This window comes from Saccharothrix sp. NRRL B-16348, assembly GCF_001280085.1.
Lineage (GTDB): Bacteria > Actinomycetota > Actinomycetes > Mycobacteriales > Pseudonocardiaceae > Actinosynnema.
The window spans coordinates 1-21,060 of record NZ_LGED01000265.1; the positions used below are offsets into that span (position 1 = coordinate 1).

22 protein-coding genes and 1 pseudogene are annotated in these 21,060 nt (G+C 64.3%); 19 read left to right on the plus strand and 4 right to left on the minus strand.

Annotation, left to right across the window (positions count from 1 at the left end; all coding sequences use genetic code 11):
- Positions 1-191 precede the first annotated feature (191 nt).
- Positions 192-1,109 carry a hypothetical protein gene (locus tag ADK67_RS44030; RefSeq protein WP_231648663.1) on the plus strand — a complete coding sequence of 306 codons (918 nt, stop codon included), beginning with the start codon at positions 192-194 and terminating at the stop codon, positions 1,107-1,109.
- Here ADK67_RS44030 and ADK67_RS44035 read toward each other — a convergent pair.
- Positions 1,106-3,217: an ATP-binding protein gene (locus ADK67_RS44035; protein ID WP_197289908.1), complete on the minus strand. Its 2,112-nt coding sequence runs from the start codon at positions 3,215-3,217 to the stop codon at positions 1,106-1,108. The two genes, ADK67_RS44030 and ADK67_RS44035, sit on opposite strands and share 4 nt — an antisense overlap.
- A 34-nt stretch (positions 3,218-3,251) precedes the next feature.
- On the opposite strand from ADK67_RS44035, the gene ADK67_RS48450 reads away from it, so the two are divergent.
- The 6 genes and pseudogenes from ADK67_RS48450 to ADK67_RS44065 all read left to right on the plus strand — a co-directional run bounded on the left by ADK67_RS48450 (position 3,252) and on the right by ADK67_RS44065 (position 7,402).
- Positions 3,252-4,784, plus strand: coding sequence for a recombinase family protein (locus ADK67_RS48450; RefSeq protein ID WP_197289909.1), 1,533 nt, complete (start codon positions 3,252-3,254; stop codon positions 4,782-4,784).
- A gap of 625 nt (positions 4,785-5,409) precedes the next feature.
- A pseudogene (locus ADK67_RS55570) lies at positions 5,410-5,544 on the plus strand (helix-turn-helix domain-containing protein); the annotation flags it as partial.
- 309 nt (positions 5,545-5,853) lie between these two features.
- Complete coding sequence (locus tag ADK67_RS53160) at positions 5,854-6,057, plus strand: hypothetical protein (RefSeq protein ID WP_197289910.1); 204 nt, start codon at positions 5,854-5,856, stop codon at positions 6,055-6,057.
- 15 nt (positions 6,058-6,072) lie between these two features.
- Positions 6,073-6,654, plus strand: a complete 582-nt coding sequence (locus tag ADK67_RS44055) for a hypothetical protein (RefSeq protein ID WP_053722575.1) — start codon at positions 6,073-6,075, stop codon at positions 6,652-6,654.
- Positions 6,651-6,995 carry an HNH endonuclease signature motif containing protein gene (locus ADK67_RS44060; RefSeq protein WP_053722576.1) on the plus strand — a complete coding sequence of 115 codons (345 nt, stop codon included), beginning with the start codon at positions 6,651-6,653 and terminating at the stop codon, positions 6,993-6,995. The genes ADK67_RS44055 and ADK67_RS44060 overlap by 4 nt, the downstream gene beginning before the upstream one ends.
- A gap of 101 nt (positions 6,996-7,096) precedes the next feature.
- Complete coding sequence (locus tag ADK67_RS44065; RefSeq protein ID WP_053722577.1) at positions 7,097-7,402, plus strand: hypothetical protein; 306 nt, start codon at positions 7,097-7,099, stop codon at positions 7,400-7,402.
- 567 nt (positions 7,403-7,969) lie between these two features.
- Here ADK67_RS44065 and ADK67_RS44070 read toward each other — a convergent pair.
- Both ADK67_RS44070 and ADK67_RS53165 read right to left on the minus strand, forming a co-directional pair.
- Positions 7,970-9,250, minus strand: a complete 1,281-nt coding sequence (locus tag ADK67_RS44070) for a terminase (protein WP_231648664.1) — start codon at positions 9,248-9,250, stop codon at positions 7,970-7,972.
- Between the two features lie 190 nt (positions 9,251-9,440).
- Positions 9,441-9,728 (minus strand): terminase small subunit, encoded by a 288-nt coding sequence (locus ADK67_RS53165; protein WP_197289911.1) that lies wholly within the window; start codon positions 9,726-9,728, stop codon positions 9,441-9,443.
- A 207-nt stretch (positions 9,729-9,935) separates the two neighbouring features.
- Here ADK67_RS53165 and ADK67_RS44075 point away from each other — a divergent pair, with 207 nt between their 5' ends.
- The 12 genes from ADK67_RS44075 (at position 9,936) to ADK67_RS44120 (ending at position 19,999) form a co-directional block, all read left to right on the plus strand.
- Positions 9,936-11,126, plus strand: a complete 1,191-nt coding sequence (locus ADK67_RS44075) for a phage portal protein (protein ID WP_197289912.1) — start codon at positions 9,936-9,938, stop codon at positions 11,124-11,126.
- On the plus strand, positions 11,123-11,665 hold the full coding sequence (locus tag ADK67_RS44080) for an HK97 family phage prohead protease (protein ID WP_053722579.1): 543 nt from the start codon (positions 11,123-11,125) through the stop codon (positions 11,663-11,665). Before ADK67_RS44075 ends, ADK67_RS44080 begins: the two co-directional genes overlap by 4 nt.
- A 76-nt stretch (positions 11,666-11,741) precedes the next feature.
- Entirely contained in the window at positions 11,742-12,890 is a 1,149-nt protein-coding gene (locus tag ADK67_RS44085; RefSeq protein WP_197289913.1) for a phage major capsid protein, read from the plus strand.
- Positions 12,891-12,931: 41 nt separating this feature from the next.
- Positions 12,932-13,537 carry a hypothetical protein gene (locus tag ADK67_RS44090; protein ID WP_053722581.1) on the plus strand — a complete coding sequence of 202 codons (606 nt, stop codon included), beginning with the start codon at positions 12,932-12,934 and terminating at the stop codon, positions 13,535-13,537.
- Complete coding sequence (locus tag ADK67_RS44095; protein WP_053722582.1) at positions 13,534-13,938, plus strand: hypothetical protein; 405 nt, start codon at positions 13,534-13,536, stop codon at positions 13,936-13,938. Before ADK67_RS44090 ends, ADK67_RS44095 begins: the two co-directional genes overlap by 4 nt.
- A 47-nt stretch (positions 13,939-13,985) precedes the next feature.
- Entirely contained in the window at positions 13,986-14,393 is a 408-nt protein-coding gene (locus ADK67_RS44100) for a hypothetical protein (RefSeq protein ID WP_053722583.1), read from the plus strand.
- Between the two features lie 49 nt (positions 14,394-14,442).
- Positions 14,443-14,706, plus strand: coding sequence for a hypothetical protein (locus tag ADK67_RS44105; RefSeq protein ID WP_157621579.1), 264 nt, complete (start codon positions 14,443-14,445; stop codon positions 14,704-14,706).
- Entirely contained in the window at positions 14,675-14,881 is a 207-nt protein-coding gene (locus tag ADK67_RS51885; RefSeq protein WP_157621580.1) for a hypothetical protein, read from the plus strand. The genes ADK67_RS44105 and ADK67_RS51885 overlap by 32 nt, the downstream gene beginning before the upstream one ends.
- A gap of 6 nt (positions 14,882-14,887) precedes the next feature.
- On the plus strand, positions 14,888-15,316 hold the full coding sequence (locus tag ADK67_RS51890) for an HK97 gp10 family phage protein (RefSeq protein ID WP_157621581.1): 429 nt from the start codon (positions 14,888-14,890) through the stop codon (positions 15,314-15,316).
- 2 nt (positions 15,317-15,318) lie between these two features.
- On the plus strand, positions 15,319-16,815 hold the full coding sequence (locus tag ADK67_RS44110; RefSeq protein ID WP_157621582.1) for a hypothetical protein: 1,497 nt from the start codon (positions 15,319-15,321) through the stop codon (positions 16,813-16,815).
- The gene (locus tag ADK67_RS44115) at positions 16,812-19,535 is read left to right on the plus strand and encodes a hypothetical protein (RefSeq protein WP_053722586.1); all 2,724 of its coding nucleotides are present in this window, start codon (positions 16,812-16,814) and stop codon (positions 19,533-19,535) included. The genes ADK67_RS44110 and ADK67_RS44115 overlap by 4 nt, the downstream gene beginning before the upstream one ends.
- Before the next feature lie 11 nt (positions 19,536-19,546).
- Complete coding sequence (locus ADK67_RS44120) at positions 19,547-19,999, plus strand: hypothetical protein (protein WP_053722587.1); 453 nt, start codon at positions 19,547-19,549, stop codon at positions 19,997-19,999.
- Here the strand turns inward: ADK67_RS44120 and ADK67_RS44125 are convergent.
- Positions 19,996-20,751, minus strand: a complete 756-nt coding sequence (locus tag ADK67_RS44125) for a GntR family transcriptional regulator (RefSeq protein WP_053722598.1) — start codon at positions 20,749-20,751, stop codon at positions 19,996-19,998. The two genes, ADK67_RS44120 and ADK67_RS44125, sit on opposite strands and share 4 nt — an antisense overlap.
- Positions 20,752-21,060 lie beyond the last annotated feature (309 nt).

A 21,060-nucleotide genomic window follows, 5' to 3' on the forward strand; every position in this document is an offset into this window, starting at 1 on the left:
CCGCGCATCCGTCTCGGGCTTCAGTTGCCCAGGCCGTGGCATCCAGACACCTCCAGAACCCACAACCTACCGCAATAACCCTTAAGTCACTGGTATTGGGCCTAGGCCATCCACGATGTGTCCACCTCCGGTCCACTGGCCGGCCGCACCCTGCACGGCGGAACACCGTGGAGATCAACGGGGGTGAGGCGATGAACGGGTACGCGGACCTGGTCCGGGAGCTGAAGTCGCTCCGCAAGGGACGCGGCGTGCTGGCGGGCCGGATCGGGGACCGGGTGGGTCCGAGCCTGCGCGCGACGTGCGGGGTGGCCGAGGGCGACGCGCCGGGCGCGATCCGCCGGAAGGTGTCCGACCGGCTCTCCGAGCTGGCCGGCCGGCTGCCCGCGGACCTGCGCCTGGCCACGCTCGCGGCGTTCGCCATCGACGACGAGGCCCGGCTGCCCCTCTACCAGGACCGGGTGTACTGGGCGGCGGTCCGGATGGACCGGGACCCGCGCACGGTCCGCCGCCGGGTCGACGAGGCCATCAACCACCTCGCCGAACTGGCCGTCGACGTGCCCCGGTCCCGGCCGGACGGGCTGCCGGGCGGCTGGCGCACGACCGAGCTGCACGCCGTGCTGACCCTGGACCGGCCGCGGCCCGAGGTGATCGAGCGGCACCGGGTCGTCGCCGACCGGGACGGCCTGCGCGAGCTGGCCCTGACGCCGCCGTTGCCGCTGGACGGGCCGGACCTCGACGTGCGGGTGCTGTACGGCGGCACGCTGGTCGACCGCGCGACCCGGACCCTGGCCCTGCCGAGCCCGGTGGACGGCGGCCGGTCGCACGACTTCGCGATCCGCTTCCGCCCGCCGGTCGCGGACGCGTCGCGGTCGTACTTCGTGCACGTGCCGCAGCACCCGGTGGACCTGCTGGACCTGAGGGTCCGCTTCGGCGGCACGTCCACCCCGCCACGCGTGTGGGTGCTGCACGGCGCGCACCGGCACGACGGCGCCGACCCCGCCGGCCACGGTCACCGGCACCCGGTGGACCAGGCGGGCGAGATCCACCTGAGGTTCCGCCACCTCACGCCGGGGCTGGCCTACGGGGTGCGGTGGGAGGTGCCCGGCTAGGGCGTGCGGTCACCGGTTGATCGGGCGAGTCTGGTGGCCACGGTGGCGGCTTGGGGCATGCCCAGGTCCCGGTAGATCGTCAGGGCGCGTCGCCAGTGGTCGGTGGCGCGGTCGTGGTCCGAGAGGGTGGCGTGGACGTCGCCCAGGCCGGCGAGGGCGTGCGCGTACTCGTCGAGGTGGCCGGTTCGGTCGCCTGCCGCCAAGGCCTCGCGGTAGAGCTGTCGGGCCTCGTCCTGGTTGCCCGCGGTGGCGTGGGCGGCGGCCAGGGCGTTCAGGGCGGTCATGAGCTGGTCGGTGTCGCCGACGGCGCGGGCGATGCGCAGCGCGGCGTCGAGGTGGTGGAACGCCTGCGCGAGGTCGCCGGAGTGGTGGCGGGCGACACCGAGCATCCGCATGGCCGTGCCCTCCAGGCTGCGGTGGCCGGTGGCTTGCGCGATGGCCAGGGCACGGCGTGCGTAGTCGGTGGTCTCCGCGTAGCGGCCGTGCGCCGCGCTGACCTGCGCCAGGCCGTACAACGCGCTCGCCTCGCTGGTCCGGTTCCCGGTGTCCCTCGCGATGGCCAACGCCCGCTCGGACAGCCGGCACGCCTCGTCGTACCGACCCAGGGCGTACAGGATGCGCGCGTAGTTGTTGGTGGCGGGCGCACGCAGGCGCTGGTCGCCCAGTTCCTCGTAGAGGCCCAGCGCGAGGCGGAAGTGGTCCCCGGCCTCGGCCAGGTCGCCCCGCCGCCAGTTCGCCACGCCCATGTTGTTCAACGTGGCGGCCTGCATGGACCGGTCGCCGACCTGCCTATACAGGGCCAGCGCGCGCTCCAGGTGGTCGATCGCCTGCCCTGGCAGGCCGAGCCGGAGCACGGCGGCGGCCAGCACCCGGCGGGCGTTGGCCTCCGCGGTGGTGTCGCCGAGCTGTCGGGCGGCGTTGAGCGCGCGCGTGTGGAGCGCGATGGCGTCGTCGTGGTACCCGCCGGTGTTGAGGTAGCGCCACACGGTGTCCGACACCGCGACGACGTAGGCGGGTCCGCTGATCTGGGTGGCCGCGAGCAGGTTGGCCCGCTCGCGGTCCAGCCAGCGGAACGCCGCGTCGTAGCTGTCGAACACCGGCGCGTCGGTGTCGGGTGCGGCGACCTCCGGCCTGCGCTCGGCCTCGTGCGGGGCGATGACGGTCATCGCGGCGGACGCGGCGCCGAGGTAGTAGCCGAACAGGCGGGTCAGCGCGGCGGCGCGGTCGGCCTCGCCGTCGGTGGTCCCGGCCAGTTCGGCGGCGTAGGCGCGCAGCAGGTCGTGCGGCTGGTAGCGACCGTCGGAGTTCCGGTCGACGAGGTGGGTGCGCACCAGCGCGTCGAGCGCCCGGCGGGTCTCCCGCGTCCCGGCGCCCGCCATCGCCGCGACCGCGTGGACGTCGACGTCCTGCCCGTGGTGCACGCCGAGCAGCCGGAACACCTTGGCCACGGCGGGGTCGAGCCGGTGGTACGACCAGGAGAGCACCGCGCGGACGGCCGTGTGCGGGTCGTCGTCGGCGACCAGCAGGTCCAGCGCGGCCTGCCGGTCGGCGAGTTCACCGGCCAGCTCGCCGATGGCGCGTCCCGGCCGCGACCGGACGATCTCGGCCGCGATCCGCAGCGCCAGCGGCAGCCGCGCGCACCGCTCGACGAGCGTGCGGACGGCCTCGGGTTCGAGGTCGGCGCGGGCGCCGAGCAGCTCGCGCACCAGGGCGACGGCCTCGGCCGACGACAGCCGGTCGAGGCCGATGCGGTGCGCGCCGTCGCGGGCGACGAGTCCGGCGAGCGAGTCCCGGCTGGTCACCAGCGCGAAGCAGGTCGGGCCGGCGGGCAGCAGCGGGCGCACCTGCTCGACGGTGCGGGCGTTGTCCACCAGGATCAGCACCCGGCGCTGGTCGAGGAGGGTCCGGAAGTGGGCCGCGCGCTCCTCGGTGGACTCCGGGATCGCCGCGCCGTCCAGCCCGAGCGACCGCAGGAAGCCGGCCAGCGCCTCGGCGGGCGACACCGGCTCGTCCGGGCCGTACCCGCGCAGGTCGACGTAGAGCTGCCCGTCCGGGAACCGGTCCCGCACCCGGTGCGCCCAGCGCACGGCGAGCGCCGTCTTGCCCAAGGCGGGGTTGTGACACACAGCCCGGAGCGCCCCGATGACGATCAACGCCCACGTCGTGTCTATGACCGACAAATATTCTGTAACTGTGAGTAAGTGCGCCCCCTCGATCATGGCAGACCTCTACCTGAGGCTGTCTGACCTGCGCGCGGAAGACCTCAGCGAAGAAGGAATCGGGAAGTCGTTCGAGTCCCGTGAGCAGAAGCTGAGGGAGCGCGCGGCGCTGCTCGGCTGGGGTGTGCACCGCGTGGTGATCGAGAACGACGTCGTCAGCAAGAACGGACGTCAGCGCTCGGCGAGCGCATTCAAGCGCCAGAAGATCACCCTCCCGGACGGAACGACGGCGCTGCGAGTTGTCCGCCCTGGGTTCCGCAGCATTCTGGATGATCTCGCCACCGGGCGGGCACAGGCGATCCTGGCTGAGGATCTCGACCGGACGATGCGCGACCCTCGGGACCTCGAAGATTTCATCGACGTGGCCGAGGCGCACAAGATCAATGCGCGGTCGCTGAGTGGGTCGTTGACCTTCACGGACGGGGGCACTGACGGTGAGATCACCATGGCGCGAGTCATGGTCACGATGGGGAACAAGTCGTCACGCGACACGTCCCGACGTGTAGCCGCTGCCCGTGAGCGCAAGGCCGTTGCGGGCGAATTCGGCGGGGGTACGCGTCCGTACGGGTTCGAACCCGATGGGATCACGCCGCGCCCGGATGAGTACGCCGTGATCAAGAACTGTTCGCGGCGGCTCTTGCAGGGGGTGTCCTTGCGATCGATGGCATTGGAACTGAGGGGCGCTGAGGCCCTGACCGTGACGGGGGCACCCTGGACGGCCGAGACGCTGCGAGACGTCCTCCTGAGGCCCCGGAATGCGGCCCTCAGCGTTTACAGGGGTGAGGTCATCGGGAAGGCCCCGTATCCCGCTGCCGTGCCTGAGGACGTATTCCGCGCGGTGCAACGCAAGCTCACCGACCCGAACCGCAACACGAGCCCCGGTGCTGCTCCGAAGTACGTCGGAACCGGGGTGTACCTCTGCGGGCGGTGCGATGACGGGACGTCGGTGGACGTGACCCTCGGACAGCGTCCGCAGCCCCGATACCGCTGCCGTAAGTCCGCGCACCTGGCGCGCGCTCAGAAGCCGGTTGACGACTTCGTGCTCGGGGCCGTTGCTGCTCGCCTGTCCCTGCCGGATGCAGTCGGACTGTTCGCCAAGCCCAAGAGCAAGATCGACGTAGCCGCGCTCAGGTTCGAAGCCGACGCGATCCGGGAGAACCTGACGGGGCTTGCCGAGGATCGAGCGATGGGATTGATCGACAGGGCGCAGATGATCGCAGCCACGGAGAAGGGGCGCGCGCGGCTTGCGGTGCTCGATCAGCAAATGGCCGACGCGGTGGTTGAGTCGCCTCTTTTCGCCCTCATCGGAGCCGAGGACGTCAGGGCAGCACTCGGGGCCCTTCCGCTGTCCGTGCGCCGTCTCGTGGTCGACACGGTGTGCACGGTGACGATCGTGCCCGCGACGCGTAAGGGCAGCGGTTTCGACCCGAAGTCGGTGCGGATCGACTGGAAGTGACCTGATTCGTAGATAGACGAAGAAACCCCTGGTCAGCGCCTTGACCAGGGGTTTTCTCGTGCAACCATATATCGTACCGTAATTTTCTCGTGATCGTACCGTGATCTGCCGCACAATTGCTTGTGCTAACGCTGGTGCATGTGCCAATCTTGTAGGTGCCATCCCCGTGGCAACCAGGACTCCAAGGCACACTCACACAACACCCCCTTCACACAGAGATAGCCACGGGCAAGATCACTCTGTCTACGAAGTGGGTGTTTTCTGTGTCCGAAGCCACTAGGCGTACTCGTGCGCAACTGGCCGCCGCTGTTCGATTCCACGGGCCCGAATCCGTCGAGGCCACCGTCACGCGGCGCACGCACAAGTTCCTGACACTCGAAGAGGCGATCTCCGAGTGCGTCTCGACTGCGCCTCCGTTGACCCCTGAGCAGCTCCAGCGCCTCGCGTCTCTGCTCTCCGTCGCGGAGGTTGAGGGCGCGTGAACAACGAGAAAGCCCCTCGCGAGGACCAGTCGCGAGGGGCCGAGGTAGTCCCGACGAAGAACTATAACAAGTATATCACGGCAACCCCTCGGTTCACCTGGGAACGGGCGTTGCGTGCGTCACCCGACGTTCGCGGCCCTCAAATGCTCCTCCTCCTGGTGATCGCTACGCACATGGTCAACATCACCGGGAAGGGATACGTCTCGCTGGGCACGCTCGCGAAAGAACTGTGCGTGAACGAGCGAACCGTGCGCAGGCAGCGTGACGAGATGATCCAACGCGGGTGGTTGGCGTGCCTGGAGCGTGGCCACAGCGCTGGTAAGGCCAGCGTGTACGCCCTCACCCTCCCGTCTGACTATGGACATTCAGAGCAGGACTATGGACATTCTGGGCACGACTATGGACACCCAGATGTCCACAGTTCTATGGACACCCAGATGTCCACCCTCAGTCCTAGGTCACAGTCCGAGGCCCTCAGGCCGAGGGACAGTGACCTAGGTCAGGGAACTACGACTGACAACGACCCCGAACCCCTCCCTTCGGGTCGGGGCCGGGGGTCGTCGGACAAAAGCGCCGCAGTGCGGTATGTGGTCGAGGCGATGGGCCTGACTACGGACGAGGCGGCGGCTTACGTCGATAACAAGATCGCCAGGTCGAAGAGCCCGGTTGAACGTCCGCTGGGTTACATCAAGAAGTGCGCGGCCGAAGACCAGAAGGCCACGGAAGACGACGGCATCACCATTCCACCCAGCGACGGTGACTCGTCCTGGTCGTACACGATCGAATCCTGAGAGAGGTACCCGACGATGAGTAAGAACCTGAAGATCAAGACCAGTATCGGCAAGGAGACCTACCCCGGTCGCCCCGACCTCGGCAATTGGCTGATCGACATTTGGGCCGACCTGCCCGAGGACATGAGCGACTCTGACCGTGATCGTGAGTCCATGAATGTCGTCGGCTTGATGGCCCGGCTCTATGCCGCTGTTCTGCACCACGGCGACTGCAAACGGCACAACTGTGATGCCGTCGGTGATTCGCACATGGCCGAGCCCGCGTCGGCCCACCTGGGCAGCAACGGAATCACGCTCGACACTGAAGAGGACTGCTTGGATCTCCAGGTAGTAACCAGCAGCAGGACCGATGCCGAGAAGTGGGAATTGCTACTCAAATCGTGGCTGCGGGAGATCCTGGACCCGGAATACCGCAAGAAGGAGATCGAGCGTCGCTGGGATCTGACTATGGAGACGCAGCGGAAGCGAGACGACGCTAGGGCGACCAAGCGCAAGAAGGCCGAAGAGGCCGAGATGCGGAGGCTTGTCGAAGAAGAGAAGCGCCGGATTGCCCGTGAGATCGCCGCGAGGGAACTGAACGAGGAGACGTCCCGATGAGCACCTATCTTGACGAGACCATTCCCGTGGACGACCGTATCGAAGTGCCGCTGCGGATCGTCAAGCGCATCGGTAATCACTACGAGCGTCTTGAGGGCGGGTGCATTGTTTCGCGGTACGCCCCGAACAAGAACGGCTATCGCTCGGTGCAGTTCTGGAGCGGCGGCCGGAAGGTGCAGGTGCTCGTTCACCGCCTGGCGTACGCCTGCCTGTACGGCCCGATCCCGTCCGGGATGACCGTTGATCACCTGTGCTTCACGCCGGGTTGTTTCAACCAGGATCACCTGCGCTTGCTCACCCCGTCGGAGAACTCGCGCAATCGCCGCCCTAAGGCGTCCTGACCGCCTTACCCATACTCGCCTATCAGAGCGCCTCTAAAACCCGCGAGAGGAGCACTCAGGGGCCCGCAAGGCCCCTTCTAACTGAACACGAGGTAGACCCGATGCTGAACTACGACCACATCGAGCGTGATGAGAGCGATTTGACGTCCTACTGGGCGGCGTCTCACACGTTCACCTATCAGACCGCAGCCTTGATCAACGGCAGCGGGGAGCAGCTCGACAACCGCGCTCAGGAGCTTGGGAACGCGACCGTGGGCGAGTGGGTTGCCCTGCTCGACTCGATGGATATCCCGAACCACGTCGGCATCACCAAGAGCGTCTCGGCATTGCGTGCGGCAGGGCTGCGGCCGGATTACTCGATTCTCAAGCTCGCTGTTTATCGACGGAACTCACGGAAGGATGCGTAACAATGAGCGATATGTCACCGCGGAACGCTATGCGGAATATGCAGCAACGGCACACGGCCATGGCCGACCCCGCAGTACGAATCGCAATGCTCGAATACCGACTGATTCGATTGCTCGCCCGCATCGAGTCGATCAGCGAGAAGCTGGACGGAATGGAGTAGGCAATGGGAGCGTGGGATAACGGGGGTACCCATACCTGGCGGAAGATACGAGCCGCAGTGCTCAGGCAGAATGAGCTTGAGAACAATGGTGATTGTGCGGTGCGAATCCCACGTGTGTGCACGGGTAAAGCGCAATGTGTGCACCATGTGCTTGGACGTGAGGTGAGTGGTGATGACCCTCGGTTCTTGGCTGCTTGTTGCACATCATGCAATCAACACATTGGGAAGCCAAAGTCAACGGGATTGAAATCGAAGAAGGTCACTGACTGGTAGATGTGATCACGTAGGCCGGGTGGGTCAAAAGTTCGGGCCTATGCACCCCCTAGATCACCTCGGCTCTACTTATTCTCTCTCCCCTAACGCTCAGGAACCTCACTCGTTGCAGCGGGTGAGGTTCTTTGGCATCTCAGGCAGCCGTGAGCGGCGTCCGAGGCGGTGGGAGCGTGCGTGCCAGGTGCACAGCCCCGGCCAGGGCGTAGGCACCCTCGATCGACTCGCTACCGGTGCGGGCGAACGTCCACCTACCCGCCGTGTGCTGCTTCTGACTGCGGCGCACGTGGTCGTTCAGCACGTCGTCGTCTGGGTGGCTGAGGTCGCCTGAGAGCACCTGCTCACTCAGCCCCATGCACACGGCGGCTGTCTCGGCTGTCAGCGCCTCTACGACCACACCAGGGGGCGGCCACGCCTCGGCGGAGCGTCGGTGCTTGCGGTCCGCCAGGTCTGCGGCCAACTGAGCACCGGGCCCCATCGGGAACCACCCGAAAGCGCGCGGCTTGATCTTCCTCACGAGCGCGGGCAGCTCCTGGCGCACGAGCTTGAGGCAGCCGTACCCCTCCCACGCCTTGATCACCTCGACGTGCACCTTGCCGTTGATCTTGGCTGCCGCCACGAGCGTGGCGTGATCACCTGCAAGCGAGACGTCCACACAGAGCGCCACTCGATCGCGGAAGTCCTTTAGCTGCAACGGTTCCTCGGTGCCACAGCGTCCCCACCAGGTGGGGTCAATAGCCGGATCGAGCAGGTGCACCCGCTGACACATGACCTCGGTACGGAACCCGGCGAGTTGCTCCCCACCCGCAGCCTCGGCACGCAGCGCCGGACCCATGAGCGTCTCGACGTCCATCCGGATCCCGAGGGACGGGTTCGCTTGACTCAGGGCGTCGAGGTCGGTGGGAGCGCTCCCGTCCGGGGCGCTGTACTCGAACAGGCCGAGGCGGTAGTCACCCTGTCCGGTCTCCAAGAACGTCAGAGCGTCCTGCCGTAGCGCGTCGAGAACGACTGACGTGTCATCCCCTTGATTCGACAGGGCGAACACCTGAGCGTCGGGAATGGCGTTGGTTGCGTTCGTACTGGCGTTCCACGCGTCCCACGAGGAATGCTCCCGTAGCTCGTCCAACACCAGGCGGTTGATCGTGAGCGACCTACCGCCCTTGCGGTTCGACGCTGCGATCTTGTACCGGCACCCGTCAACCGTGGTGAGGGTCTGCTCGCCGTTTGCCTTGCGTACCGACTCGACCTCATCCCGCAGCCACGGGTTCGCCTCCGCGATGTCGACCGCAGCGCTCCACACTTCACGCGCGTAGTCGAGGTTGGTCGAGGTCGACAAGATCAGCTTCTGCCGCTCGACAAACAACCAGTACAACGAGAGGGCCTTGAGCAGCCACGTCTTCCCGTTCTGTCTCGCCACCAGGACCAGGACGTTGCGAAACCTCGGGCGACCATCCGGGAGCAGCTCGCCCGCGTGAATGACAACCCATTCCTGCCACGGGTCCAGCTCCTGGCCGAGGACGTCCCGCGCGAAGTCGACGACGTAAAAGCCGTAGCTCGTCTCTCGGGTCAGCTCCCGCAGTGGCGGAGTCCATAGCCTCGGTACGGGCTTACCCCGAATTCCGTCGCTCGGCGAGTTCGTCCCGTACCCGCTTGAGGGGGCTACTGCTGTCATCGCTCTTACCCCCCTTCACGGCCTGCCGCGCACGGGGGGTGAGATGCAACGTCTCAAGACACGACTGGTACTCAGCGCCGAGTCGGATGAGCACGTTTCGGTCTTTCGTCGTGTCCAGCGCGGCGGCATACACGCGGGCGAGCTGAACGATCGCCTCATCCCGCTGATCGACGCCGTCTGGTAGCGCGCTCAGAGCCTTCTCCAGCGCCTCCGAAACAGTCATGGGCCGTTCCTCTATGTAGTTGTACCTTCCATGATACAGCTTGTATCAGAGTTTGTACCAGGCCTATGCCGTTATCATTCTGTGATATGCGGCACAAACACGGTACAAACCTTGGTACGAACCTGTATCATTGATGGTGCGGGAAACACAACTGAAGAGCGGGTGGGTATGGGACTCAAGTTCTGGAGGCGCGCTACGGCTGCGCCCGTGGAGGCGCGCTCGGCACCCACCATGTCAGTCGGCGACCCCGCGTTGCTCGCCTTCCTCGGGCTACCCTCGGACGGTTCCACCACCGTTACCGAAAGCACTGCTCTCACGCTCAGCGCGGTCTACAGGGCCGTTTCGCTGGTAGCGGGCAGCATTGGTTCCCTGCCGCTCCGGACGCTCACCGAGACCGATGGTCAGAAGGTGCGCGCGAAGTCGTTCCTCGACTCGCCGGGCGGTAGGGACCGTCGTTTCACCGCGTCCGAGTGGAAGCAGCTCGTAGCCACTCATTTGCTGCTGCACGGCAATGCGTTCTTGCAGCACGTCTACAACGGCGCGGGTGCTCTGGTGGCGCTCTACCCGGTGCACCCGCTGTCAGTCGAGGTCGAATGGGATGATCGCCGACCGGGCGGTAAGAAGTTCACCATTCACCTTGAGGATGGCAAGAACGTCGTCCTCGATTCGACCTCGATGACGCAGGTCATGGGGCTGAGCCTCGATGGTCTGCGCGGTCTGAGCTGCATCGAGAAGGCGCGCGTCTCCCTGTCGACCGGCATTAGCGGTGACCGCCAGGCGGGCCGCATGTTCAGCTCAGGATTGAGCATCTCGGGATTCATCACCCCCGACGCTGCGGAAAGCGATCTAGAGGGCGACGAGCCCGAGGTCATCAAGACTGCGGTCAACAAGGCGTTCACCGGCACAAAGAACGCTGGGAGTGTCGCGGTACTCAGCAAGGCACTCAAGTTCCACCCCATGACGCTGACCGCTGCGGATGCTCAGTTCATCGAGTCGCGCGCATTCAGCGTCGAGGAAGTCTCCCGCTGGTTTGGTGTTCCGCCGCATCTGCTCTCTCAGGTCGAGAAGCAGACCAGTTGGGGTAGCGGTGTCGCCGAGCAGAACCGAGGCTTGGCGCGCTACACGCTCACGAACCTCACGACGCCGATTCAGGAACGCCTGACTCTGCTACTGCCTCTGGGTAAGACTGCGGAATTCGACTACACGGCGTTCATCAAGCCGGCACCCGAGGACGAAATCGCACTCATTCTCAGTGAAGTGAACGGCGGACTCATTACCCCGAATGAGGGGCGTCGGATTCGCAATCTGCCTCCGATTCCCGGTGGCGACACGTTGCGACTGCCTGCCGGAATGGGGCCCGCGGGAAGCCCTCCGAAAACGGAAGGTGAAGCGGAATGAACCTCACGAGGGTCAATGTCCAGTGCCGCGCTGAGATCAGCGGTAACAAGCTCGGTGGGTACGCGTCGGTATTCGACCAGACCACCGATCTTGGTTGGATGGGTAAGGAGGTCATCGCGCGATCCGCGTTTGACTCCGTACTCGCCGACCGTGAAACCGACGTTCGTGCGCTCTTCAACCATGACGCCTCGATGCTGCTCGGGCGACAGAAATCGAACACGCTCCGTCTTGGTGTCGACTCGCACGGACTCGAATTCGAGATCGACCTCCCGAACACTCAGCTCGGCAGGGACGTGCGGGAACTGGTCGAGCGCGGTGATATCGATGGGGCGTCCTTCGGATTCGTCCCCGGTGAGTACGAGGTGGACGAGAAGCGCAATGCCATCACCCACACTTCCGTGAGGCGACTTGTCGACGTAAGTCCTGTCACCTTCCCGGCCTACATCGGGGCCTCGACCGAGGCTCGCTCCGAGGATCGCCTCATCGTTTCGAGGCGTAGTCAGTTGATCAAGGCACGCGCACGCGTGTATCTGCCATAACCGGGCGCGTGCCCGCATAACTGAATCTCATAATCGAATAGAGGCAAGAATGTCTAAGGATCAGATCCTCGCCGCGATGCAGTCCGTTCTGGACGAGGCGGGCGAGAATTCCCTCACCGACGAGCAGTGCGCGCGATACGAGGCGCTTGAGGGCGACCTCAAGCGGGCGCAGAAGTCCGAGGAGATCCAGAAGCGGAACGCGGCTTACAACTCCGTGGTCACCTCCGCGCTGCACGTCGCCCCGGCCAAGGAAGACGACACCTTGGAGCGCGCTTTCATGCACTACGCGCGTACCGGGCAGAAGAACTCCGACATCACCGAGCTGCGCGCTCAGTCCGTGGGCACGGACTCGGCGGGTGGGTACGCGGTCCCCACCACGCTGCTGAGCAAGATGACCGAGCGCCTGAAGGCGTTCGGCGGTGTCGCGTCCGTCGCGGACGAGATCACCACTTCCTCGGGTGAGCCGCTGACGTGGGTGACGCTGGATGACACCGCAAACGCGGGTGTGATCGCCGCTGAGGGCACCGCGCCTGCCTCGGGTGGTGCGGACCTGGTCTTCGGTGAGAAGACGCTGGGGGCGTTCAAATACGTCGCTCCGGGTGCCTCGAACCTGCCGCTGAGGGTCAGCGTCGAGCTGTTGCAGGACGCCAACTTCAACGTGCAGTCCAAGGTGTTCGACGCTCTGACTACGCGTATCGCCCGTCAGCAGGCTGTCGACTGGGTGACCGGTACCGGCACCACCGAGCCGTTCGGTGTCAACACCGGTACCGCTGGCACGGCGTTCACCTCGGCCGGTATCACCTATGCCGAGCTTGTCGACGCGGTGCACGGTGTGGATCCGGCCTACCGGGCGAGCGGCAAGTGCGTCTGGACGTTCAACGACGCCACCCTCGCGCTGATCGAGAAGCTGGTCGACGGCAACTCGCGTCCGCTGCTGAACATGAGCACCGACGGTATCTCCGGTGCCCCGTCTGCTCGACTGCTCGGCTTCCCCGTGGTGATCGACCAGGCGTGGGCGACCTACACCGACGGCGGCACCAACAAGTGGGGCGCGTTCGGTGACCTGAACGCCGGTTACATCATCCGGCGTGTGTCCGGGTTCAGCCTCGTGGTCGACCCCTACACGCGGGTGAACGAGGGTCAGGTGCAGTACTCGCTGCACGCGCGCGCGGACGCCGTGGTGCAGGACGCCAACGCCTTCCGCGTGCTGATCAACGCTGTCTAACCCTTGTGGCACAACACATCTGAATAGAGGAGGTGGCAGCGATGGCATGGAAACCCGACTATGTCACGGTCCTCGACTTGGCGGACTACCGCCGGGTCGAGGACAACGTCGACAACATCGAGATGCAGTACGCCATCGCTGCTGCCTCTCGCGCGGTGGAACGCTTCTGCAACAGGCAGTTCGGGTCCGCAGCGCAAACCAGGTACTACACGGCGGGATGGGACCCCGCGCTGTGTAAGTGGGTGGTCGACACCGACGACATCCCAACGACTACAGGGCTGACAGTCACCTACGACTCATTGAACGATGGGACGTACGCCGACGCTGTCACGGTCTACACCTTGGGACCCCTCAACGCCGTAGCCGATGGCAAGCCCTGGAACAAGATCGTCATCGGCGCCACGTCACCTGTCACGGTGAGCGCGCGTGTCGACGCGATCAAGGTTGTCGGGACGTTCGGGTGGACGTCGGTGCCGACCACCATCATGCAAGCAACCCTGTTGCAGGCCAGTCGATTCCTCATGCGTCGTGAGGCTGCGTTCGGCATCGCGGGTGAGGGCGACGCGTCCGTGCGTCTGCTCGACAGGGTGGATCCGGACGTGGCGCAGATGCTGCGCCCCTACCGCAAGGTCTGGGGTGCGGCGTGAACATCGTCGACGTCATGGACGAGATCGCCGACGCGGTGGACGTGATTGCGGGGCTGCGGGTTGCGCCCTACGACTCGGACACGGTGAACCCGCCCATGGCGCTGATCAGGTGGCCGGACCCCATCCGCTACGACCTGACCATGGGTCGCGGCAGCGATTCCGCGGAGCTTGAAGTTTGGGTCCTAACAGGACGGACCGATGCCCGAACGGCACGGATCCTGTTGGGGCCCTACATGAACGGCTCCGGCGCTCAGTCGATCAAGCAAGCGATCGACGGAGGCACGTACACGGCGTGCGACTCGGTGACGGTGACCGAGGCCAGGGTCGAGGCGATCGAGGTCAGCGGAGTCCTCTACTTGGCGGCTGCTTTCACCGTGAGCGTCATCGGCGACGGGGCCTAACTGCTCCTCGCACAACTGAATCCCACAACAGAATACGGAGCGCCGACATGGCGAAGATCCACGGTAAGGGCGTCGTCATCACGATCGACGGTGACGACATCTCGACCTACTGCAACAACGTCGCCTTCAACCGCAACGCCGACTCGCACGACGTCACCACGTTCGGCAAGAACAGCAAGGTCTACGCGTCGGGCCTCAAGGACGGTGAGGCGACCGTGGAGGGCATCTACGACTCGACCGCCCTCACGGGTCCGGGTGTGGTCTTCCGGCCGCTTGTGGGCGGAGCTGAGGTCCCGTTCACGTACAAGCCCGAGGGCACCGGGACGGGCAAGCCCCTGGCGACGGTGGACGTCATCGTGACGGCGTACGAGGAGACCGCACCGGTCGCCGACATGATCACCTTCTCCGCCACCTTGCAGTTCTCGGACGACATCGCCGACACGGTTCAGGTGTGACGTGCTGACACGTGAGCAGATCCTCGCGAAGAGGACCAGGACCCAGACCGTGACCATCCCGGACGTGGGCGACGTGAAGGTGCGCGCACTCACCCGAGAAGAGGTCATCTCCTTGCAGGGCAAGGGGGAAGTCGACGTGGCCGAGCTGGAGCAGGGTCTCATCGCGCTCGCCCTGGTCGAGCCGCAGCTCAGCAAGGAAGACGTTGCCGAGTGGTACGGCAGCGCTCCGGCCGGGGAGCTGAGCCCCGTCACCGAGGCGATCACCCAGCTCAGTGGGCTGAGTGTTGGTGCCGCCAAAAGCAGCGGTTCTTGATTTCGAAGAGAACCCCGAGAAGGAATTCGAATTCTTCCTAGCTCAAAAGCTCTCGCGCACGGTCGACGAAATGCGCGAGATGAGCAACGAGGAGTTCGTCTACTGGGGGATGTATTACGCGCGAATCGCGCAGCGGGAAGAGCTGGAAGCGCTCAAGGCGAAGAGTAGGAGGTGACCGGTTATGGCACTACGTGAAGGCGCGATCAAAGTTACGGGCCTCAAGCAACTCAGCCGTAGCCTCCGCTCTCTCGACAAAGACGCTCCCAAAGCGCTGCGACTCGCGGGTAACAAGGCCGCTCTCATCATCGTGAACGAGGCGAAACCGAAGATCCCCGTCGGGCCCGCTGCGGGTGGGCACGCCTCGACCTCGATCAAGGCAGCGAGTACGCGCACAGCAGCTCGTGTCAGCGCCGGTGGGAAGAAGTTCCCGTACTACGCGTGGCTTGATTTCGGCGGGAAGGTCGGCCGCAAGAAGGCGACCATTCGCAAGTTCCACAAGTCCGGCCGCTACATCTGGAAGGCGTACGAGGACCAGCGCTCACACGTTGCTCAGACGCTCTCCGACGAATTGAAGAAGGCCGCTGCCCCACTGAACCCGAAGGGAGGTTGATCATGGCGGGACCAAAGGTCACCCTTGAATTTGCAGGCGACCACTCGGACCTCACGAGGGCCCTTCAATCGGTAACCAGTGAATTGGGCAGTCTGTCTAAGCGGATTGACTCGGAAGCTTCTACGATTGTGGAAGCCAACGACGAGATCGGTAAGAGTGCCCGGAACATGCGCGACGTCGTAGGCAAGGCGTCAGGCGTGGCTGCGCTAGGTGTGGCGGGAATCGGTGGAGCAGCGGCCGGTAGCGCCCTGATCGCCGGTGGTGCCCTTGCGGGTCTGGGGTTGGCTGTCGGCGGTTTGGGCGTGTTGGTGGCGTCCAAGAACGAGGCGGTCAAGAAGTCGTTTTCGAGCTTGGCCGATCATGTCAAGGCCAAGGTCACCGAAATGAGTGCACCCTTTGTTCCCGTTCTCCAGGGGATCGCGGAAAAGGCACGTTCTACTTTTGACCGGATTGCCCCTTCTTTGTCGAACATGTTCGCCAATGCTGCACCCTATGTCGACAAGCTCGCGACCGGCTTGCTCAAGCTGGTCGAGAATGTGATGCCCGGTTTGGAAAAGGGCGTGAAGGCAGCCGCGGGGCCCATTGATTCGATTTCCCGTGGGCTTGCCGGAACGGGTGAGGCGTTGGGCAAGTTCTTTGAGAACATCAGCGTCGGTGCCTCGGGTGGGGCGAGCGCGCTGGACATGTTGTTCAGCGTCGTCAATTGGCTGATCCCAGCCATTGGCAGCCTGATCGGATTCCTGGCGCAATGGAGCGGCGTCATTGTTCCGCTCGCCATCGCGGTTGGTGGATTCGCGTTGCTGGTCAAGGGCATCACGGCGTCCATGGCTGCCTACAACGCGATCATGACCGTGGTCCGTGCGGCTACGGTTGTGTGGACCGGTGTTCAGTGGCTGCTGAATGCCGCACTCACGGCCAACCCGATCGGCCTGGTGATTCTCGCCATTGCGGCACTCGTCGCCGGGATCATCTGGGCGTGGAACAACTGCGAGACGTTCCGCAATATCGTGATCGGCGTGTTCAACGCGGTCAAGAATGCGATCTCGACTGCCATTGATTGGATTGTCGGTCGGTTCAATTGGTTGGTCGGGGCTTTTCAGTCGGTGGCCGGGGCTGTGGGTCGAGTGTTCTCGGGCATCGGTGACGGCATCAAGAGTGCTTTCCGGTCGGCGTTCAACTTCGTCGCGGACATTTGGAACAACACGGTCGGGCGGCTGAGCTTCACGGTTCCGAGTTGGGTCCCCGGCATCGGTGGGAACAACTTCTCCGCTCCGAGGATCCCCAAGTTTCACACGGGCGGAATCGTGCCCGGCGCTCCGGGTAGTGAGCAGCTCGCATTGCTTCAGGCCGGGGAGCGTGTCACGTCACGTAACAAGGTCAATCAGGAAGAGGGCGGGGCGCTCATTCTCGGGAGCGATGGCAGCAAGTTGGGTGACGTGATGCTCGCTCTCATCGAGGAAGCGGCACGTAAGCAGGGTCGGAGGATTCAGCGCGCATGAGCATTCGACACGATATCCGTACGCGGATGTTCCTCGGTGGGCAGTGGGAAGACGTTACCGACAAGGTCTATCAGCGCTCCGCTATCGAGATCGAACGTGGTCGCAGCGATGAGGAATCCGTCACGAATCCGCAGACCTGCTCCCTGACCCTCGATAACCGCAGCGGCGACTTCTCGATGCGGAATCCAATGGGTCAGTGGTATGGCAGCATCGGCCGCAACGTGCCCATGGAAGTCCGCAGCGTGATCGCGGAGGACACGTTCGATCGCACGGTCGCGAGTGGATTCGGGACGTCCGATTCCGGACAGACCTACTCGGGTAACGGCTTCGGCGGGACCGTTCAGGCTTCCGATTTCAACGTCGCGTCCGGGCTGGGCACGCTGTCGGTTCCGACCACGAGTGCCTACCGCTACGTGGTGATGGATGATGTGTCGTTCCGCAATGTCGACGTGCAGACGGACGTCATCCTCCCGGTTGTCAACGTGCTCGGTGCGCAGCTCGAACCGGGCAACCTGATCCTGCGCTACCAGTCATTCACCGACTACTACATGGTCCGGCTGGTGGTGACTGCGGCCGAGGCGGTCACGATCACCTTTCACCATGTCACCGGTGGGGAGCTGATTACCCCTGTGACGACGACGCTGACCCACACGGGTCAGACGTTGCGTGTCCGCGCTCAGGCCGAGGGGCAGACCCTCAGGGCGAAGGTGTGGAACGCAAGCGACGGTGAGCCTCTCGACTGGGACGTCACCGTTCACGACGACACGATCACCGAAGCGGGGGCTGTAGGCGTCCGCTGCGGTGTGGCTGCGGGCAATACCAACCCCCTCCCCATCGTGTTCTCGATCGACAACTTCACGGTGATGTCACCGAGGTTCGCGGGTGAGGTGAGCAACTTCCCCACGGACTCCGATGTCAGCAATGAGGATCGTTACTCGGCGATCGAGGCTGCGGGGATCCTGCGCCGCCTCGGGCAGGGCACGTCCCCGCTGCGGTCGACGCTAAGGCAGGGAATCCCTGACGTGGCCGGGACGAACCTCAAGGCGTACTGGCCGTGCGAGGACGGGAAGACAGCGACCAGTGTCGCCTCGGGCATCCCCGGTTACCCGGCCATGGTTGTCACCGGATCACCTGATTTCGGTGAATACGACGAATTCGACTCGACCGAACCCCTGCCTCTTGTCAGAGGGAGCACGTGGGTCGGAGATATTCCCGAGTACACCCTCAGCGGTGCGCTTGACGTCCGATTCATCGTGACAGTTCCCGACGCTGGGTGGGGCGAGAATGTCCGCCTGATCGAGATCGAGACCATGGGATCCGCGCACCGTATCTCCCTTTCGTACAACAGTGCGGGCGACACTGCGACATTGACTGTCAATGGTCGTGACGGATCGACGCTCTACGACGTGACGGCCGTCGGATTCGCGATGAGTGGCGAGAAGATGTTCTGGTATCTGCGATTCTCGCAGAATGGCGCGAACATCGATGCGGAGTGGGGCTACAGCGCTTACGACGCCCTCCCCGGTGTCAGCCTCGGCGTGACTACCACGATCAACAATCAGACAGTTGGAGCAGCCACTAGGGTCACCGTCAATCCGTTTCAGAGCGCGACGTTCGATGAGGCGACAATGGGCCACATCTGGGTGCGCAACAACGGGGGCCCCCTCGGTGTGACGATCACCGACCTGTTTCAGGCTTACCGTGGCGAGCGTGCGCTCGATCGGATGATTCGACTCTGTGAGGCGAACGGGATTCCGCTCACGTATGTCGAGTCCGAGGCTGACGACACCACGGAGATGGGAACGCAGCGGGTCGAAACGCTGCTCGAACAACTCCGCGAATGTGAATCCACGGACGGCGGGACATTGTTCGAGTCGCGCGGGGTTCTCGGGCTGACGTATCGCACGCGTAGGTCGCTCTATTCGCAAGCTGCGGCGTTGACTCTCGACGTCGCGAACAACGACCTTGCACACCCGTTCCGCCCTGTCGAGGACGACACCAACACGGTTAACGACGTCGAGGCCAAGAACATCAACGGGAGTAGCGCGCGCGAGGAACTGAGTACGGGCCGGATGAGCGTGCAGGACTACCCGGACGGGGTCGGTCGGTATGACAGTCGTTTCGACCTGAACGTCTACCGGGACGTGGAATTGCGGGATCACGCGTCGTGGCGGTTGAGCAAGGGCACGGTAGACGAGGCGCGCTGGCCAGACGTGCGCGTTGACCTCGACAGTCCTCAGGGCGCGGCGCTGAAGAATGCGCTCCTCGACCTCGACATCGATGACAAGGTCGTCATCGAGAACACCTCGGCTGTAGGCGTCTACGACCCGGTGTCTCAGCTTGCCCGTGGCACGTCGGAGAGCTTCGTCAATCACCGGGGCATGTTCAACGTGACCGCTGCCCCGGCATCACCGTACGAAATCGCGGTGCTCGATTCGAGTGAGTACGTGCTCGACTCGGGCAGCTCGACTATCAACGAGGATCTGACGACGACCGAAACCGACGTCACGGTCGTCACGACGTATGCACAGGATCTGTGGACGACGACTGAAGAGCCGTTCGACATCGTCATCGGTGGCGAAATCATGACCGTCACGGCCGTCACGGGGTCCACATCACCTCAGGTTTACACGGTTACCCGTTCCGTCAACGGCGTCGTCAAGACGCACAGCAGCGGGGCTGAAGTTCACGTGCTCGATTCGTTCCGACTTGGCCTGTAAAGGAGCCCGTCATGACGTTCACAGCAGGCCAAAAGGTCACTGCCGCTCAGCTCAACGCGCTCGAAACAAAGTACGCGCAGGCGAACAAGACCACCAACCAGTCTATGACGACCACCATTGCCGACCTGGTGGGGTGCTCGATCACCATCACTACGTTCGTGGCATCGGTCGTCGTGAAGATCACCGGGAGTATGGACATCGAGAACACCGGTATTGCCGACATCGGTATCTTCCAGGCGTGGGCACCCTCTACCCTCGGTGGTGCCAGCGCGGCCCTCACAGGCGACCTGAACGTTCAGCGAACGGGCCGTGATGGATCCTCCCGAGAATGGGTGCACACCCTCGGTGCGGCCGGTAGCTACACGATCAAGCTGCGCGGGTACAAGATCGGTGCCGCGAACACCGTTCAGGTTCTCGCGACTCACTCCCGACTGATTGTCGAGGGTGCGGGGTTCACGGTCTAGTCAGCCGGAATGTGGTAGATCAGCTCGTAACGATCGCTTGCGAGCGTCATGTCGTTGACCTCGACCGCCCGACCCGCGTAGGCGACACGAGTCACCCTGACCACGGGTACGCCTGACGACAGTTGCAAGATCGACGCTTCCTCGGGTGTCGGCATCCTCGCCGAGACGATCTCCTCAAAGTGCGTGAGCGTGTGCCCGTTCTCCTCAAGGCGCGCGTAGGCACCACCAGGGCCCGTGTTCACTTCCTCGATCGCCGTGCCACGCGTGATCGAGCGCGGAAGTCGTGACACAGCAAGCATTACGGCCAACCCGTCTGCGCGCATGACGCGGTCTCGGACGGTGACTTCCTCGCCTGCGTCGAGCCCGAGAAGATCGGCCGTGCGTTCGTCGGCAGGCTCGAACCTAATCTTGACCGTGGTCGAGGGCGTGAACCCTCCGGCGCTGGCATCTCCGAGGAACGCGCCTCGGTTGGCCGTGCGGGCATCGCGGGAGAGTCTCGACCTTGACAGCCGCTGCACAGTGGCCCGAGGTCGGACGAACACGCCACGGCCGTGTTCCGCGATCAACGCGCCTTCCTGACGGAGCAGCGCGATGGCGTCGCGGATCGTCGGGCGACTCACGCCGTACTGATCGACCAGCGTTCGCTCCGACGGAATCGGCGCGCCGGGCGCGTACTCACCGGATTCGATCTTTGCGCGGATGTCCGTGGCGACCTGGCGGTACGCGGGCACCCCACTCGTCTTGTCGATCATCGCTTCCGCTCCCTCCGCCCGGTTGATCGAGCCTACCGAGCATCGCTGCCTCATTCGAGCGAACTGGTATTGACCAGTCGTTCACATCACTGCCAGAGTATCGAACTGGTTAGGACGTGTTTACCAGTTCTGGAGGTGATGGCCGGTGTTCGCGTATGTCGTAGCCGCGCTGCAATGGCTACCCGGCCCCCCATGGGGCGAGTGGCGGACGGTGTGGCGAACGTGGGACCCCACACGGGACGCGCCTATTCCACCGCCTGATCATCGAATGCTCGCTGCGGTCAGCGGGGTGCGCATGTGGGGAGACCG